We start from the raw sequence: 16813 nt of genomic DNA on the forward strand, positions 1-16813 counted from the left end.
TCTTATTGATGGGGAGCCATAGAGTGAAACTATGCCTTTTTTACAGGCTCTCTAGGAAAAAAGCCAAATTTAGCTACTCATTAGAAAACCCAAAACCAAAGATGAAAAAGGTTTTCTTTCCCTACTACCTTGTTCAAGCTAGCCGCTAGCCTCTAATCTCCAGCTATATTACGACGCACAATGAACCAATTACTAACCTCTTTTCCTGTAGCATTTACCGCTTTTGCTGCTACCAATCTTGACGATATCGTTATCTTGTCGCTGTTTTTCTCACAAATCAATGCTTGCTTTCGCCGTCGTCATATTGTTATTGGTCAGTATTTGGGCTTTAGTGCGTTAGTAATTGCAAGTTTACCTAGCTTCTTTGGCAAGCTCATCCTACCCGAATCTTGGATTGGGTTACTTGGTATTGTACCAATCATCATTGGGATCAATCGCTTATTCAATCAAGATACTAACGACACAGAAGATTTAAATACCTGTGAATCTTCGCCAACTTGGTGGAGTAATTTTCTTTCACCCCAAGCCTATAGTGTGGCAGCAGTTACGATCGCCAATGGTAGCGATAACATTAGTATCTATATGCCCATATTTGCTACCCATACATGGGACAGCTTAATCATAATTTTGTTAGTCTTCTTTGTGATGGTAGGGGTGTGGTGTTATACAGCTTACCGCTTAACTCAAACAGAAGCGATCGCTTCTGTAATTAATCGCTATGGTAATTCTTTAGTTCCCTTTATTCTCATAGGATTAGGCGTTTCCATCTTAATACAGAGTCACACGTTAGAAACTCCTGTCTTAGCTTTGATCACCTGTATCAATATTGGTGCTTACCTATTAATTACAGGCAAGAATGCCTGGCGAGAAATTTATAAATTTTCTTTGGGATCACCGGAAGCTGAAGTTTTATTCAGAGTCAAACAAAAATAGGCTTTGACTTTAGCCTATTCCATTAGACAAATAAAAATCTAGCTCTTTGAGGAGAGAACTATGAAATTTTTCAAAAATGCTCTTGTTAAAACTACACTGGTTTGCTTGTTGCTGTTAGTTAACTTAATGATTGCTCAACCATCTTGGGCAGAGAAAAAAATAACTGCTGATCCAGACTATATAGAAATCACAAAATCGCTAGAATCCTCTTTACAAGACAAACAAACCCAAGGTTCAACACCAGAAATAGAACAAACAATCTCTAACTTAAAATACCAAAAATATATCTTAGAAAATAGTGAAGACCCTGTAGGAATCTGCCGTAATGACACAGATAAAACACTGTTAATCTATGGAGAAAAACCTAAAAAATCTACATCAACCTACGATAATGAATTGTATCTGCTACCGAGTGGTGTAGAAACAGATGACGAGTGGGATTGTCAAGGTGTATATATTCCAGGACAAGCGGCTACAGCAGAACAAGCGGCTATACCTGCTAAAGCGGTTAAGATTTTTCATGGAACTCGGTTAGTCGCTACAACCAATTCCCAATCTGGAGAACTTGAATTTAATCTTCCCCCAGCTAAAGTTTTTCAATCTGGCGAAGCTAACTGGTTTATTCCTGATGACTTGCAAGCTGTACTCAATACAGGAATAAGAACTGCAAAAATTAACGATTAAATCAAGGTTTGTACTGGAATATGCAGGTTGATTAAAACAAGAGTCAGAATTTTTCTGGCTCTTTTATTTACGATTTATATTAAGATAAATTAAAATACGCCAATAAAAAATATCAATAATGAAACATCAATAAAATTGTTTTATTAAAAGCTCTATATCAATAAATATAAACAATTTGACATTGCTACTTAAATACATAAATCCCATGAAAATAGACGCAGAAAAATCAACAGTGAACAATATAGCAAAAAAGAAATACAGGTCAGATAGAATCCGGGATCACTTAGCCAATGAACGTACTTATTTAGCATGGATGCGGAGTGGTATTGCACTCATGGGTTTTGGTGTGTTGATTGTACGATTGCGGATTATCCGTCCCCCACTAGCACCACAACTTCCTGGTAATGGTTGGAAGTTAGGTTTAGCATTTTCTTTGGTAGGAGTATTAACAGTTTTACTTTCAACACAGCATTATTTTGCCGTTCGTCGAGATATTGACGAAGATACTTATCAACCGCCAGACCGTTGGATATTATTAGCGAGTATAGCTGTGCTTCTCCTTGGTGGTGGCGTACTATACTATGTATTCACAGTTCCACTAGACTATTTGAATAGTTACATTTTGGAGTAAGAGATTAGGGGCTAGAGACTAGGGATTAGGTTTATCTTCAAGGGTGTAGGGAAGAAATTTTCATCAGCCTCTAGCTTTTAACTATCTAGGTGAAAACAGGTATTTCTAAATCTGATAAATCCTTGAACAACGTAGTGCTTAAGTAGCGTTCGCCAAAACTAGGTTGCACCATCACAATTAACTTACCTTCATTTTCTGGACGTTTTGCTACCTGAATAGCTGCATACAACGCTGCGCCTGTAGAAATACCTGATAATAAACCTTCTTCTCTGGCTAATCTGCGACTATAGCTAATTGCATCTTCATCAGATACGGCAATCACTTCATCAATCAATTCCAAACGGCAAATTGCTGGGATAAATCCCGCCCCAATTCCTTGAATTTTATGCGCTCCTGATTTACCACCAGAAAGCACCTGACTATTAGTTGGTTCTACAGCAATAGCTTGAAAACTGGGTTTGCGCTGTTTAATTACCTCAGCTACACCAGTTAATGTTCCGCCAGTACCAACCCCCGCTATCAGAATATCTACCTGTCCATCGGTATCTTGCCAAATTTCTTCAGCAGTGGCTTGACGATGGATTTTAGGATTAGCTGGGTTACGGAATTGCTGCAACATATAGGCATTGGGTAATTCTGCCACAATTTGCTCGGCTTTAGCGATCGCTCCTCGCATCCCTTCAACACCAGGAGTTAATTCTAACTGTGCGCCATAAGCTCGTAACATCGCCCGTCTTTCTGTACTCATGGTATCTGGCATCGTCAGAATCAAATGATAACCCTTTGCCGCCGCCACCATTGCCAAGGCGATACCCGTATTCCCAGAAGTTGGTTCTACTAATATTGTTTTACCGGGATGAATTAAACCTGCTTCTTCTGCATTTTCTACCATACTCACGCCAATTCTGTCTTTTACAGATGCAGATGGGTTCATGCTTTCTAACTTCACCACAATATTAGCTACAGTTCCCTCTGCTTGAGGAATTCTGTTTAACTGCACCAATGGCGTGCGTCCGACTAACTCTGTAATATTTTTAGCAATTTTCATAGCAGTATTTTGATGTCGCTATATGTAATACATCTGACTTTTTTGTAAACGTGCTTGTCGTTGGTCACACAAATCTTGGATAGTATATTGGCTTAAAACAGCTTGCGCTGCTACATCCGCTTGTCGCCAAATCTCCCCCACCAAGCTTTTTTCTAAATTTTCTTCAACAGCAGATTCTTTTTCTTTCTGTTCTCCATCCAACATAATTACGACTTCCAACAAAGTCAGTTGTCGAGGTTCACGCACCAAGACAAACCCACCTCTAGAACCACGTTGACTCTGCACCACACCCGCCCGCCGCAAATTAGAAAGAATTTGCTCCAGATAACGCTCTGGGATTGGATGCTTGGCCGATATATCACTCATAGTTATAGGGGTTTTGCGAACATAATGGTTCGCTAACTCTAAAAGTGCCAATAGAGCATATTCCACCTTGGCAGACAGATCCAAAAGGGCATAGTTTTGTTTTTTTAAGCTTTCCGACATTATACTACTGTTAACTGGTAGACTTATTGTACTTTAAAAGCGAAATTACTAAAACAATGTTCTGATAGCTACAGTTACTTTAATTATTGTTGAATTACTATAAATCTATCCATTTATCGGTGTTTAGGTATAAAGCTCTATATCTAAGGCTGATTTAATCTATGACAATTTCGTGTAATCCACCCTATCTAATTTGACCTTGTAATAAATATCACTACAAATTTCAACTAGCCTTCATTTGCAAATGCAGAAATATGCTTCTAACTGACTTACGTACAATTTCTGAACGCGATCCCGCCGCCCGTAATTGGCTTGAGATTTTATTCTGTTATCCTGGCGTTCAAGCTTTAATGTTTCATCGCCTTACCCATTGGTTGTACAAAATTGGGGTTCCTTTTGTACCGCGATTGATTTCTACTATCAGTCGGTTTTTGACAGGTATTGAAATTCACCCTGGCGCAAAGATTGGTAAAGGCGTATTTATTGACCACGGTATGGGTGTAGTCATTGGTGAAACAGCCATTGTCGGTGACTATGCCCTCATTTATCAAGGTGTCACCCTTGGTGGTACAGGCAAAGAAAGCGGTAAGCGACATCCTACTTTGGGTGAGAATGTTGTCGTTGGGGCTGGTGCAAAAGTGTTGGGTAATATTCAAATAGGTGACAACGTTCGCATTGGTGCAGGTTCAGTTGTTCTGCGCGATGTTCCCAGCAATACTACTGTAGTAGGTGTTCCAGGACGTTTGATTAAGGTTGATAGTCATGCTGATGTTTTAGCACATGGGAAAATCCGAGATGTAGAAGCAGAGGTAATTCGCGCTCTGTTTGAACGTGTTAAATACTTAGAACAGCAAGTAGAACAGTTAGATATTAATGTCCATCTATCTACCAACGAAGAAAACAATCAACACATCGATGAGACGAAAGCTGAAAGCAACTTAGTCATTGAAGAGTTTTTAGATGGTGCAGGAATTTAAGTCAAAAAATAGCAGATGGGTGGGAGTATCCCATCTGCTATTAAAAAAGGAGTAAGCGACAAGTTTAATTAATTATTAGCGAGTGCCAATTGTTGAGTTGCATCCTGGGTATGATTCACTGCGACAGCAAACTCTTTAAGGACATCTTGCAATCTTTGGGCTATTTCTGCATCTAGTTGGACGCTACCATCAGGCTGAATTTGAATTTGCTTATCGACTGCGTAAACTGTACCCAATATGTGGCGTGCGCCTAATTCAGATAATACGGGTTTTAAGGCATATTCTACTGATAATAAATGAGCGATTGTTCCGCCTGTAGCTATGGGTAGTAAAACTTTGCCTGTTAAGGATTTTTGGGGTAATAAGTCTAAAAATGCTTTCAGTACACCTGTGTAGGCGGCTTTATAAATAGGGGTAGCAATAATTACGCCACTGGCTTTTTCTAATAATGCTTTTGGTTGTTGTAATGCGCTGCTATCGTAACGTCCGAATGCTAAATCTTCAGCAGGTATGTCTCGCACTGAGATGATATCTATATTTAATCCTTGCTGTGATAGGCTTTTTGCAGCGTGTTCTAAAATGGCGTAGGTTCTGGAAGGGTGGGAGGGGCTACCTGCGATCGCTAATATATGTGTCATGTTGAGTTAGTTCTTTGAGGATTTTTAAACGCAGAGGTATTTGGAGGGAAGCGCGGAGTTACGCGGAGGTTTTTTAATCTACGGTGGCAATTTGTGGTTTAGGGAATTCTTGGTTGGCGACGACTTCACCGAAGGGGCTTAGTAGTTGTGGTTGTATTGTTGGTTGGGTTGCTAGGGGTAGGCGAGGGAAGAGTAATTCTGCTGTTCGATAGGCTTCTTCTAGGTGGGGATATCCAGAGAAAATGAAGGTGTCGATACCTAATTCTCGATACTCCAACATTCTTCTTGCAACGGTATCGGGATCGCCTACTAAGGCAGTTCCCGCGCCACCACGCACTAAGCCAATTCCTGCCCATAAGTTGGGGCTAATTTCTAAGGCTTCACGAGAGCCGTTGTGTAGGGTTGTCATGCGGCGTTGTCCTTCGGAATCCATGCGTGCGTAAGCTTGTTGGGCTTGGGCGATCGCATCTTCATCGACATACCGAATTAAATCGTTGGCTGCATCCCATGCTTGGCTTTCTGTCTCTCGCACAATGACGTGCAAACGAATCCCAAAACGTAATGTTCTACCTTGTGCTTCGGCTAGTCGGCGTACAGAGGCTATCTTTTGGGCAACTTGTTCTGGTGGTTCGCCCCAAGTTAAATATACATCTACGTGTTTGGCAGCAATTTCTTGAGCAATGGCGGAAGAACCTCCAAACCATAATGGCGGATGAGGTTTCTGAACTGTAGGGAATAACAGCTTACCACTTTGGATATTAAGATAATCTCCCTGGAAGTTGGTAGTTTGTGAGGCTGCTATCTGTCGCCACACTGCTAAAAATTCATCTGTTAATTTGTAGCGATCGTCATGGGAAAGGTGCAATCCATCTCCCGCCAACTCTACAGGATCGCCTCCGGTGACGACGTTAATTAACAACCGTCCGCCAGAAATGCGATCAAATGTTGCAGCCATCCTTGCTGCTACTCCCGGTGACATCAAACCCGGACGTATCGCCACCAAAAACTTCATCTGTTTGGTATGTGTCACCAAAGTTGATGCCAAAATCCAAGCATCTTCGCAAGAACGGCCTGTAGGTAGTAATGCCCCCGCAAAACCTAAATGATCCACGGCTTGAGCTATCTGTCGCCAGTAATCAAAGTTGACTACGCGCCCACCTATGGCAGTACCTAAATAGCGTCCTTCACCGTGAGTCGGGATAAACCAAAGTAGCTGCATGATATCTATGTCAGATCAAGATTTCTGATATAACGGCAAGTCAATCGATATACCGTATTTTATGATTACTTTTAGACTATCGCACAGCCAACGATGTAAATCAAGGCCTTGATCAAAATAAATACGGTTAACCAATCGAGTTTTAGTATTTTAATCCTTGCGATTTTCTAGTGAGTATGACATACTCATGGTTAAAGCAAACAACACTAACTCGACCGACTTACAGTATTTTACAAAAACCCTAGCTAGAGATGTTATCAACACCTCTAAAAAATTTTGGTGCAAGGAATTAATCATGCTTAAAGATGCACAAGGACTAGTAGTTACAACAGATTCAGACAAAGCGATCGCAGCTATTAATCGTTTTATAGATCAAGCACTATGCTATGGCAAAGATGCAGAAACAGCAATTTTGCAAGCAATTGAAGCAGATCCAACTTGTGCATTAGCCCATGCTTATGCGGCGGCTTATTATCTCACCCAAGAAAACCGTAAAGCTTGGCAGCAAGCTCAACCATATCTGCAAACTGCACAACGAAATTTAGCCAAGATTACCGATAGAGAAAGGTTATATGTGCAAGCAATTTCAGCTTGGGCAAATCAAGAAATTGATGTAGCGATCGCCTTACATGAAGAGATTACCAACAAATTTCACTATGATTTGATATCTGTGCAGCAGGGACAGTATCACTATTTTTACATAGGTGACAAAGAGAGATTGCGGCAAATTGCCCAGAAAGTTTTACTTAGCAATCCCGGAAATCATTATTTATATGGCATGGTGGCGTTTGGTTTAGAACAATGTCACCAATTGGGAGTAGCAGAAAAAATGGCTCGTCAGGCGATCGCATTAAATAGATATGATCCTTGGGCGCATCATGCGATCGCTCATATTATGGAAACCCAGGGAAGAATAGATGAAGGCATAGCTTGGATGGAGAGTTTTGCAGATACTTGGGAAAACTGCAACTCTATGCTCTACACTCACAACTGGTGGCACATTGCCTTATATTATTTGCAGTTGAAAAACTATCAAAAAGTTCTCAAACTCTACGATACGCATATATGGGAACGTGCTAACAAACAATCTCCTAAAGACCAAGTAGGAGCCATTTCATTATTATTACGCCTAGAATTGCACGGTGTAAATGTGGGCGATCGTTGGCAAAGCATCAGCCCTTATCTTTACAGCCGGATTGAAGAACACGCACTACCATTCCAAGATTTACATTATGTCTACGCCCTCGCCAAAGCTGGACATCATGATTGGGTAAATCAGATGCTTGCAAGTATGCAATATCATACCTTGAGTATCAATCCTTTTGTGCGACAGCGTTGGATAGAAGTAGCAATTCCCGCCGCTAGAGGTATGGTAGCTCATGCCAAAGGTGATTTTCACACCACAGTTGCAGAACTCAAACCTGTTTTATCGCGCCTGCATGAGATTGGAGGTAGTCATACGCAGCGCGTGTTGTTTAAGCAAGTTTATCAAGATGCAGTCTTTTTGGCTCAAAAGCAGAATTGGGTTTACGGGATTACAGCCTGATGTGAAATCTCAGGCTAATGCCATCTCAATTTTCTCCTTATAGCCGAAAATTAAATACTATAAGAATCCGATTTGATTTCTGAATCTAGTTGTGTAGGCTGGGAGTAGGGAATGGGGAGTAGGGAGTAGGAAAAAAGCCTGACCTGGGTGTACTGGTTTTTTTCATAAATCAAATATGAGTCCTATATTAAATTGATTCACTTACAGTAGATTGTAAGACGAATTATCTATTTTCGTCAAAAATTAATGCAAAAACCAGTCAAATTAAATTTGAGTTTTTGTAAAACCCAGGGTTATCCATCTGACTAATTTTTAGCCAGCACTTCTTGAGGAGTAATTTCCACATACTGTTCTGGAGTTAGAAAACCATCTCTGACATTTACCTTCTTTGGTATTAGCCCCAAGCTATACCACTTATCAGCGACTTCCTGTTGTTTATTAATAATTTTCTCTGTAATTGGTACTAGCGCAAAATCATATTTACTGTGCATGATTTCTAAAGTGGATGAATCAAGTTGAGTAGCTTGGGCAAGTAATTGAGCAATTTCTTGAGGATGGTTTTTTGACCAAACTTGTGCCTTATGCAGTTCTTCAAGAAAAATTTTGATAACTTCTGGGTTTTCTTGATAAAACTTGCGGTTTGTAGAGTAAAAATTGTTAGTATCTCGCAAGCTGTTACCACCATCTACCAAAACACGCCCAGTTTGATTTTGAACATTTCTTGTAACAAATGGTTCCCAGATAAACCAAGCATCTACTTTACCTTGGCTAAATGCCACATTTGCATCTGGAGGTGGCAAATAAACAGATTCTACATCACTAAGTTTTAGTCCTGCTTTTTCTAAAGCTCTCACTAAAAGGTAGTGACCAATCGATGCTTTTTGAAAAGCTACTTTTTTACCTTTCAAATCTTTGACGCTTTGAATAGGAGAGTTCTTCGGAACTAACAGAGAAACTGATTTACCATCATTAGAATTAGCAGCTAAATATACCAAAGGCGCACCGGCTGCTTGAGAAAAAATAGGAGGTGATTCAGCTGTAGAAGCAATATCCAGTGCGCCTGCATTTAATGCTTCTAATTGTTGAGGCCCAGCAGCAAATTCTGGCCATTCTACTCTGTAACCTAGAGGTTTTAGTTTTTCTGCTAAAATGCCTTTTTGTTCTAAAACGGCGAGGGCTGTTAGTTGTTTAGAACGAACAATTCTGACTACTTTATTATTATTACCTACATTCGATTTAGATGAAGTTACTTGTTGCTGATTATTATTGGCAGGACTACAACTCAACAATGATGTGGACAAGACTAAGCTATAGCCAAAAGCAAATAAAGCATGACGACGAGTGATGCGTAAGCTTTGTTTAGATTTATTTTTAAAATCTTGTATGTATCGAATCATATTTTGCTATCAAGCTATTCAAAATTCCAATTTTCAAACTGAGTAAAAAAGGTGGATAAACCACCTTTAGTAAGCGGAGGTATACTGTGGCTAAAACTTTGGGCTGAGGGAGATTGCCTTACTAAGGTCAAGTCTTCATTCAGTATTTAATTGCCAATATCACTTGATAATCTACTGACAAATTAAAGTTAACTACTATAAATCGATAGAATTTTAGCTGTTTTGCCAATATAGTAATTTTACATGGTTATATATAAAAAGCAAGTAGATTTTGAAAAAAATCAAAACTAACGTTAAGTAACTTATTCAACCTTGTGCCAAAACTAGCACCAAATCTAGCTAAGTCATGAAATCTTGACATTGGATAATTTTGAGAAATTATACTTATGGCATTTTTGTGACTGAGGTGTTTTAGCAAGGATGGATATAGCTCTAGTGTTTGCTATATAAGGCTTTGATGATTTAAAAGCTAGAAAGTAAAAGTAATATTATGCCTTTACTGTTTTTCACAATACAGACTGTAAAAATCAAGTTAACTGAAGGTCAATTATAAATATTGCAGAGATAGCTGACACCGATAAAGTAATCGAACAGAAGAATATAACCCTTTAATGGATAAGGATTTCAAGCAATTAGATGCTCATTAAATATTTAAAAGCGGCTAATTTACTTGAAGTACATAGATATAGTGTCCTTCAAATTGCTAGGATTTGAGAATAGGTTGATTTTCCAAAAATAAAGTTTTACCTTGCTAATTAGGTCAGCCACACCTTACAACTGCAACAGCAAGGAGACTTTTATGATGATGGAAACTGAATCTTTACTCGCTGAAATGGAAGCTTGCAAACAAATCTGCATTGAATGTCAAAATACCTGTATTGACACACTTAAGTACTGTAAGAACCAGAATAGTAAATACATAGATATGACAGTGCTTACCATGTTGCGAGACTGTGCAGAAATGTGCATGATGTGCGTCAACATGATTAATGATGGTTCTGAGTTCATGGGTAATACCTGTAGTTTGTGCGCTCAAATTTGCGATCGCACCGCAATGGTTTGTGAAAAGATGAATAGCAATGTCACAATGATGCTGTGTGCAGCTATTTGTCGCAAATGCGCTCAAAGTTGTAACGCAATGGGACTTAATTCTGCTTCTTATTTCCGTAGGTCAAGTTTAGTGTCAGCAGATGCACTACTGTCTAGCTAATGAACGTCCAAGATTGAGTATCTTCATTTATCACAGATAATTCATTACTACTTAAACCCATATCTTGCCTTACTATTTTTAGTGATTCGCCACCCACAAAGTTTTTTGGGTGGCGATAAAATTCATAAAATTCTTTTGAACTACAGCCAAGGTACTTCTTCAGGCGCATAACGAAAAGCGCGAAAGACTGAATTTTGCTCTCCACGCGCCACTGCTGAGTTATCATCCAGATTCCGTACTGCAAAGTGAGGATTGATATATTCCCAGACAATCTCTCCTGAAACTGTCACTTCAAATATCCGACCGTAAGCACCTTCTGTAATTAAAGTGTTGCCGTTAGGTAGACGCTGTGCGCCTGATATATATGAACTAAAGAAGTTTTGAGGTGGGTTGTCGGTGTATTGCCAAACAATCTCTTTAGTTTGACGACTAACTTCAATCACACGCGAGAAATTCAGCGCAGTGTGACGGCGATGTGCGCCATTGTCAAAAATCAGGATATTGCCATTAGCTAATTCGTTAGGAAAGTGCTGTTGTGCTAGTATGTCATCTCCAAGTGTCCAGATAATTTCTCCTGTGTTGCGATCGATAATTGCGACAGTAGAAATGTTACGAAAGCTGACTATAATATTGCCGTCAGCGAGTTCGCCTACAGTATTACCATGAGTCCATTCGTGTCGTTGGTCTTGAGGAGTGATAGTAAAAATATCTGGGTCTAGATGTTCGTAGGCGTGCCAAGTCCAAACAATTTCACCGCCAGGAGTAACTTCGTAAAGCACATCTGCATAGATGTCACCGTCTGCTTCTGTTCCCGCTACACCGCCTTTGATATGGGGAATCAAAGACTGAGGTATTTTTTCAATTGCTAATAAAATTGTGTTTCCGTTGCGAAGTCTGCGTCCATCGTGATGATGATCTGGATGTTTATACTCCCAGATAATATTTCCCTTAGGATCTGCTTCTAAGACAACTCCACCTTTAAAAGCATCCCACAAAAGAAAACGTGGTGGAATTTCTGGGGTTTTACCGTTATAAAAAAGGTTCCCGTTAGGCAAGAGATAACCATATAAACCCGGTGGATAAGGTAAATTCCATTGATGAATAACTTCTCCTTCCAGGTTGAGAAGATAGACTTCTCCATTACCTGTAAGTGGTGTGAAAAGTGTATAACCCTTATATACTTTGTCTGGGTTATAAGCTCTTAAACCAGTACCACGGCGACGGATAGTATTTTGATCAACTGATGCTGTTGCGATCGTCATAATTTTAAATAGCTATGATGAATTTTGTACACTGATAATGTATTTGGAGTTTTCAGATCCCCGGCTTCTTAAAGAAGCCGGGGATCTCGTAACACAACCTATTTTTATGGTGCTGGATTTGGATATTGAGTGTGAACTGCGTCTATTTCTGCCAGAATTTCTTTGTCGAGAATTACATTGATGCTATTTATATTTTCTTTGAGTTGTTCTAGTGTAGTAGCACCGATAATTGTACTCGCAACAAACCAACGACTCCGCACAAATGCTATAGCTAATTGTGCAGGACTTAGTTGATGGCGTTGAGCTATTTCTACATAAGCTGCAACTGCTTTATTGACATTTGGCTTTAAATATCGCTGACCAAAGTTTTCAAACAAAGTAACTCTTGCTTTTTCTGGTTTACCGTTGAGATATTTACCAGTTAAATAACCAAATCCCAAAGGACTATAAGCGAGTAGAGGAACGTTTTCGTAATAAATTGCTTCTGCAAGCGCACCATCAAAAACTCGATTGAGCAAATTATAGGCATTTTGAATCGAGACAACTTTGGGTAAATCAAATTGTTTAGCTGCTTGGCTAAATTGGACAACTCCCCAAGGAGTCTCATTACTTAAGCCAATATAGCGAATTTTACCAGCTTGAATGACATCAGCAAACACTTCCAGTTGTTCAACTATAGGAACTGTTTCCTTTAATTGAGAGGGGTCAAACACTGTTTGTCCAAAACGTGGAACATAGCGGTCAGGCCAATGGATTTGATATAAATCGATATAATCTGTCTGTAATCTTTTGAGGCTATCATCTACCGCTTGCTTGATATTATCTCTGTCAATTGCTTTGGCTCCATCACGCAACCATTTAAAACCGCGTCCTGGCCCCGCAATTTTAGTAGCAATTATGAGTTTTTCTCGCTGTTGATGTTTTAACCATTCTCCAATATAACTTTCGGTGAAGCCATAGGTTTCAGCACTTGGTGGTACTGGGTACATCTCAGCCGCATCAATGAAGTTAACGCCTTGACTGATGGCGTAATCTAGCTGCTGGTGGGCTTCTTCTATAGTATTTTGCCGCCCATAAGTCATTGTACCAAGGCAAATTTCCGAAACTTTTAAGTCACTATTTCCTAATTGGTTATACTGCATACTTTGGAATATTTTTATTGTTCAATTTTGGTTACTCAATAATTATTATTTATGCTGAAAAATTTTTAATTTTTAGAGTAACTGAGGATTATTCAAATAATACTACGGTATGTTTATCTAATTAAATGCTTTTCCAATAAAATTAACAAAAACATTTCTTTTGATGCTTAACAACTTTTAGCGATCGCCATCCTCAAAATTCTGCTCTCAACATCATTTATTGTGTAGTCTAGTTATTAGTCTCAGCATAACTAGCAGAGCATGATAAACTCACACGTTCAAGTTCCCATAATTGATATTAGTGCGCTGGTTTCCCAAACTAGCAAATCTTATTCTGTAATTGCAGAACAAATTAGACAATCCTGCCAAGATTACGGCTTCTTCTATATCGTTGGACATGGAGTTGATGAACAATTACAAAAACAGTTAGAAAACCTCAGCCAACAGTTTTTTGCACAGGATGAAAACGCTAAACTGCAAATTCAGATGTCTCTTGGTGGTAAAGCATGGCGAGGTTATTTTCCTGTAGGTAACGAATTAACATCAGGTAAACCAGACTTAAAAGAAGGTATTTACTTCGGCACAGAACTAGAAAAAAATCATCCACTGGTAAAAGCTGGTACACCAATGCACGGTCACAACCTTTTTCCATCCAACATTCCCCAATTTAGAGAAACAGTGCTGGAATATATACACTCAATGACTCAACTCGGACATAGGCTAATGGCTGGGATTGCTTTGAGTTTGGGATTAGAAGAATCTTACTTTGCAGACCGTTATACAAAAGACCCATTAATATTATTTCGGATTTTTAATTATCCTCCTAATCAATCATCATCTCAATCTCAGTGGGGTGTTGGCGAACATACAGATTACGGAGTATTAACTATTCTCAAGCAAGATAATATCGGTGGATTACAAATCAAATCAAAGTCTGGTTGGATAGATGCACCTCCTATTCCTAATTCCTTTGTGTGCAACATTGGGGATATGCTCGATCGCATGACGCAAGGATTGTATCGCTCAACACCTCACCGTGTTCAAAACTTCTCAACAAGTAATCGCCTATCATTTCCCTTCTTCTTTGATCCCAACTTTAACGTTGAAGTCAAACCCATTGAAATCAAAGACGTAGTAGTGAATGATGATAAAAGCGATCGCTGGGATCAAACTAGTGTCCACGAATTTAGCGGCACATACGGCGATTATCTGTTAAACAAAGTCTCCAAAGTCTTCCCAGAACTACGTCAAACAGTGCTTTAAACTAACCTTCTGCCTCCTGCCCCCTGCCTTCTGCCTTCTTTAATAAACAGAAGCCAACAGCTTATCTATCGCCGCACGAAACGCCGTTGCTGCACCAGCACTCATATCACGCGGCGCACAGATGCGGTTTCTTAGATATGCAAAAGTAATCGCCCCCACAGCAGCGAAGATAGGATCAACATTGCTATTTTTACCACCAGTCCGACCACCTGGTAAAGTTGCGCCATTGCCAGAAATGAGATAATCAGCCAGTTGTCGTAGGTGAAAATCAACTGCGTCTTTAACTGTGGTAAAGTCACCATCTACCGCTATTGCTTGGACTCCAGAATTTTTAATAATATCTCCTATGGCAACTTCCCGATTATCGCTCAACCTCTCAGCCGCTTCCGCGCGATATTGAATATTCTCGCTATCTGCTGCATCTAAAGGTAAGGGATTACCAATCGGTTCTACACCCCATCGACGACGTAAAAGTAAATTGTTAGTAATATTATCCGACTTCACCCGATGATAAGCAGGACGCTGATTTAGTGCTTCAAACCAAGCATTAATTCGAGGAAAGCGCGGATTTCCTTTAATGTGATATCCCCGATACACAGGTAAATTAGCCGCCAATCTATCGAGATGGGGGCTATACATAATGTCTACCAAGCTAAATGTACTGACAAAGAAGGGGCTTGGATATTTCCCTAAAGCTTGCTCAAGTTCATCTAACTTTGCCTCAAATTCTGCTTGTAACTTTGTTAACTCATCAGCATCACTGGGTGCTTCTCTGAGAAATTTAAACGCAATCTCTCTAAATCCATTAGTCTCAGCCTCTTCAACTAACTGTCTAGCAACAGCATTTTCCTCTGGATTTTCCGGCAATAATGCAGGACTAGGAAACTGTTCTTCTAAAGCCAAGAGAATATCTTTAGATTCATACACCAACTTCCCTTCAATCTTGGCAGCTGGGACAAGAGTTGTAGGAACCAAATCTGTATACCACTTGGGTTTATTGCTTAAATCAATAAACTCCGTTGCAAAAGGAATTTCTTTTTCTTCCAATGCAAACCAAACTCGTTCACAAAAAGGACACCAAGAATTAGTATCTCGGTACAGTAAGACTGGCGGTTGAGTGTTTGGGGGAAGTTTATGTAAACTGCTGGGTATTGGTGCGGTAGAAGGTGATTGTCCTGGTCTTTTTACACGACGCGCCGAAGTATTTTTTCTAGCAGTTTCTAAAAGTTCTTCCCAACTAGATAGTGTGTTTTGAATAGCCATTTTTACCTCGCTTTACTAGGAACGCCCGAAAACACAAATAATTGCTGCTCTTTGGATTGAGGTAAATTTTCACCAAGGTATCGATGAAGACCTACTCCCATGTCACCCGTAGCTGTGAGTTTGAAGTTAACTTCTGCAAATCCCGATGCACTCAAGATTTTTCGTACATTGTCAGAGTAGGGAATACCGTTAGAGTGTCCGCGAGTCCAGATAACAAAAGCACCAGGTTTACTCAGAAAACTCAGGTTATCTAATAAGCGATTGAGTTCTGCTTCTGTTAGATTGCCAAAGACACCACAAGCAATCACAATATCTGCTGGTACCGCACCTACATAATTACTGGCGATCGCTGCATCACCATTGATAAACTCAATTTGCTTGGTTAAACCCAAAGATTCTATAGTTGCGCGTCCACGTTCAACTAATTGGGGGTTGAGTTCCACAAGCCTTGCGTGTACGTCATTTCTCCGAGGGTGATTTTCCAATGTTCCTAATAAATCTCGTCCATCACCCGCGCAAACACTCACTATCCGAATAGCCCCATCTGGAGACGCATTCAAGCTATATCCAATAAATTCTCGCACGATTTCTAGACGCTGCTGCAATCTAGGCTCAGTCTTGTAGAGGTCGTGCCATTCATACCAATCTTTTGGCATAAGGGGTAATTCCCGTTTAATGCACACTGTATATTTTAAAGTACGGTTAACTTATCGGTTAACTGTATTTTATTAATGAAGGCAGAGTATCACAGATATTTAGATAAAATCAAGTCTTATCTCTGACACTTCAGTTAAAGTTGTCTAGTGAGAATATCAGATTTGTAGAGACAAGAAACTTCGCGCCTGGACAGGTCTACAAAACATTACGAATTATCCTTTTTCAATATCTAGAAAATTGCCCTATGACACAATACGGTTCAGTTAAGAGAATAGTAGGTTGGGTGTAGCGATAGCGTAACCCAACAGAGTCTTAAAAATGTTGGGTTCCGTTCCTCCACCCAACCTTGTATATTGAGGGAAGTAGTAGACCGTCCCAACCTTGGTCACAATAGACCGCTATGTAGCACGGGTCACTACAAAAATCTCTTTGACAGAACTCGAACAGTCGCCAGGGG

General features: G+C 39.8%; 16 protein-coding genes. 7 read left to right on the forward strand and 9 right to left on the reverse strand.

From position 1 onward, the window contains the following. The first annotated feature begins 180 nt into the window (after positions 1-180). From H6G74_RS27315 to H6G74_RS27325, 3 genes are all read left to right on the forward strand, one after another. On the forward strand, positions 181-933 hold the full coding sequence (locus H6G74_RS27315; protein ID WP_190970635.1) for a cadmium resistance transporter: 753 nt from the start codon (positions 181-183) through the stop codon (positions 931-933). Between the two features lie 60 nt (positions 934-993). Continuing rightward, positions 994-1617, forward strand: a complete 624-nt coding sequence (locus H6G74_RS27320; RefSeq protein ID WP_190970637.1) for a hypothetical protein — start codon at positions 994-996, stop codon at positions 1615-1617. A gap of 205 nt (positions 1618-1822) precedes the next feature. Further along, positions 1823-2248, forward strand: coding sequence for a YidH family protein (locus tag H6G74_RS27325; protein ID WP_190970639.1), 426 nt, complete (start codon positions 1823-1825; stop codon positions 2246-2248). Between the two features lie 85 nt (positions 2249-2333). Here the strand turns inward: H6G74_RS27325 and cysK are convergent, their stop codons facing one another. Continuing rightward, on the reverse strand, positions 2334-3296 hold the full coding sequence (gene cysK, locus H6G74_RS27330; RefSeq protein WP_190970641.1) for a cysteine synthase A: 963 nt from the start codon (positions 3294-3296) through the stop codon (positions 2334-2336). An 18-nt stretch (positions 3297-3314) separates the two neighbouring features. Next, a complete protein-coding gene (locus H6G74_RS27335) occupies positions 3315-3782 on the reverse strand; it encodes an RrF2 family transcriptional regulator (protein ID WP_190970643.1) in 468 nt (155 codons plus the stop codon). Between the two features lie 254 nt (positions 3783-4036). Between H6G74_RS27335 and cysE the strand changes: the two genes are divergently transcribed. Then, positions 4037-4759 (forward strand): serine O-acetyltransferase, encoded by a 723-nt coding sequence (gene cysE / locus H6G74_RS27340; RefSeq protein ID WP_190970645.1) that lies wholly within the window; start codon positions 4037-4039, stop codon positions 4757-4759. 68 nt (positions 4760-4827) lie between these two features. Here cysE and ssuE read toward each other — a convergent pair whose 3' ends face one another. After that, positions 4828-5397: an NADPH-dependent FMN reductase gene (ssuE, locus tag H6G74_RS27345; protein WP_190970647.1), complete on the reverse strand. Its 570-nt coding sequence runs from the start codon at positions 5395-5397 to the stop codon at positions 4828-4830. Between the two features lie 73 nt (positions 5398-5470). Further along, on the reverse strand, positions 5471-6616 hold the full coding sequence (gene ssuD, locus H6G74_RS27350; RefSeq protein WP_190970649.1) for an FMNH2-dependent alkanesulfonate monooxygenase: 1146 nt from the start codon (positions 6614-6616) through the stop codon (positions 5471-5473). A gap of 295 nt (positions 6617-6911) precedes the next feature. Here ssuD and H6G74_RS27355 point away from each other — a divergent pair, with 295 nt between their 5' ends. After that, a complete protein-coding gene (locus H6G74_RS27355) occupies positions 6912-8162 on the forward strand; it encodes a tetratricopeptide repeat protein (RefSeq protein ID WP_190970651.1) in 1251 nt (416 codons plus the stop codon). 305 nt (positions 8163-8467) lie between these two features. Here the strand turns inward: H6G74_RS27355 and H6G74_RS27360 are convergent, their stop codons facing one another. After that, positions 8468-9559, reverse strand: coding sequence for an aliphatic sulfonate ABC transporter substrate-binding protein (locus H6G74_RS27360; RefSeq protein ID WP_190970653.1), 1092 nt, complete (start codon positions 9557-9559; stop codon positions 8468-8470). 925 nt (positions 9560-10484) lie between these two features. On the opposite strand from H6G74_RS27360, the gene H6G74_RS27365 reads away from it, so the two are divergent. Then, entirely contained in the window at positions 10485-10769 is a 285-nt protein-coding gene (locus tag H6G74_RS27365) for a hypothetical protein (RefSeq protein ID WP_313888520.1), read from the forward strand. Positions 10770-10909: 140 nt separating this feature from the next. Here H6G74_RS27365 and H6G74_RS27370 read toward each other — a convergent pair whose 3' ends face one another. Further along, positions 10910-12031: an aryl-sulfate sulfotransferase gene (locus H6G74_RS27370; RefSeq protein WP_190970656.1), complete on the reverse strand. Its 1122-nt coding sequence runs from the start codon at positions 12029-12031 to the stop codon at positions 10910-10912. Positions 12032-12135: 104 nt separating this feature from the next. Continuing rightward, a complete protein-coding gene (locus H6G74_RS27375) occupies positions 12136-13173 on the reverse strand; it encodes an NADP(H)-dependent aldo-keto reductase (RefSeq protein WP_190970658.1) in 1038 nt (345 codons plus the stop codon). A gap of 261 nt (positions 13174-13434) precedes the next feature. On the opposite strand from H6G74_RS27375, the gene H6G74_RS27380 reads away from it, so the two are divergent. Then, the gene (locus H6G74_RS27380; protein WP_190970659.1) at positions 13435-14436 is read left to right on the forward strand and encodes an isopenicillin N synthase family dioxygenase; all 1002 of its coding nucleotides are present in this window, start codon (positions 13435-13437) and stop codon (positions 14434-14436) included. A 39-nt stretch (positions 14437-14475) separates the two neighbouring features. Here H6G74_RS27380 and H6G74_RS27385 read toward each other — a convergent pair whose 3' ends face one another. Continuing rightward, on the reverse strand, positions 14476-15699 hold the full coding sequence (locus H6G74_RS27385) for a glutathione S-transferase family protein (protein ID WP_190970661.1): 1224 nt from the start codon (positions 15697-15699) through the stop codon (positions 14476-14478). Positions 15700-15701: 2 nt separating this feature from the next. Then, complete coding sequence (locus H6G74_RS27390) at positions 15702-16355, reverse strand: class I SAM-dependent methyltransferase family protein (protein WP_190970663.1); 654 nt, start codon at positions 16353-16355, stop codon at positions 15702-15704. Positions 16356-16813 lie beyond the last annotated feature (458 nt).

This window comes from Nostoc spongiaeforme FACHB-130 (genome assembly GCF_014698475.1).
GTDB lineage: Bacteria > Cyanobacteriota > Cyanobacteriia > Cyanobacteriales > Nostocaceae > Nostoc_B > Nostoc_B spongiaeforme.

Bases quoted from the DNA above. Each gene is read 5' to 3' on its own strand.
- H6G74_RS27385 (WP_190970661.1), bottom strand. From the start codon at position 15,699: ATGGCTATTCAAAACACACTATCTAGTTGGGAAGAACTTTTAGAAACT.
- H6G74_RS27360 (WP_190970653.1), bottom strand. From the start codon at position 9,559: ATGATTCGATACATACAAGATTTTAAAAATAAATCTAAACAAAGCTTA.
- H6G74_RS27320 (WP_190970637.1), top strand. From the start codon at position 994: ATGAAATTTTTCAAAAATGCTCTTGTTAAAACTACACTGGTTTGCTTG.
- H6G74_RS27335 (WP_190970643.1), bottom strand. From the start codon at position 3,782: ATGTCGGAAAGCTTAAAAAAACAAAACTATGCCCTTTTGGATCTGTCT.
- H6G74_RS27355 (WP_190970651.1), top strand. From the start codon at position 6,912: ATGCTTAAAGATGCACAAGGACTAGTAGTTACAACAGATTCAGACAAA.
- H6G74_RS27380 (WP_190970659.1), top strand. From the start codon at position 13,435: ATGATAAACTCACACGTTCAAGTTCCCATAATTGATATTAGTGCGCTG.
- ssuD (WP_190970649.1), bottom strand. From the start codon at position 6,616: ATGCAGCTACTTTGGTTTATCCCGACTCACGGTGAAGGACGCTATTTA.
- H6G74_RS27370 (WP_190970656.1), bottom strand. From the start codon at position 12,031: ATGACGATCGCAACAGCATCAGTTGATCAAAATACTATCCGTCGCCGT.
- ssuE (WP_190970647.1), bottom strand. From the start codon at position 5,397: ATGACACATATATTAGCGATCGCAGGTAGCCCCTCCCACCCTTCCAGA.
- cysE (WP_190970645.1), top strand. From the start codon at position 4,037: ATGCTTCTAACTGACTTACGTACAATTTCTGAACGCGATCCCGCCGCC.
- H6G74_RS27325 (WP_190970639.1), top strand. From the start codon at position 1,823: ATGAAAATAGACGCAGAAAAATCAACAGTGAACAATATAGCAAAAAAG.
- cysK (WP_190970641.1), bottom strand. From the start codon at position 3,296: ATGAAAATTGCTAAAAATATTACAGAGTTAGTCGGACGCACGCCATTG.
- H6G74_RS27390 (WP_190970663.1), bottom strand. From the start codon at position 16,355: ATGCCAAAAGATTGGTATGAATGGCACGACCTCTACAAGACTGAGCCT.
- H6G74_RS27375 (WP_190970658.1), bottom strand. From the start codon at position 13,173: ATGCAGTATAACCAATTAGGAAATAGTGACTTAAAAGTTTCGGAAATT.
- H6G74_RS27315 (WP_190970635.1), top strand. From the start codon at position 181: ATGAACCAATTACTAACCTCTTTTCCTGTAGCATTTACCGCTTTTGCT.
- H6G74_RS27365 (WP_313888520.1), top strand. From the start codon at position 10,485: ATGACAGTGCTTACCATGTTGCGAGACTGTGCAGAAATGTGCATGATG.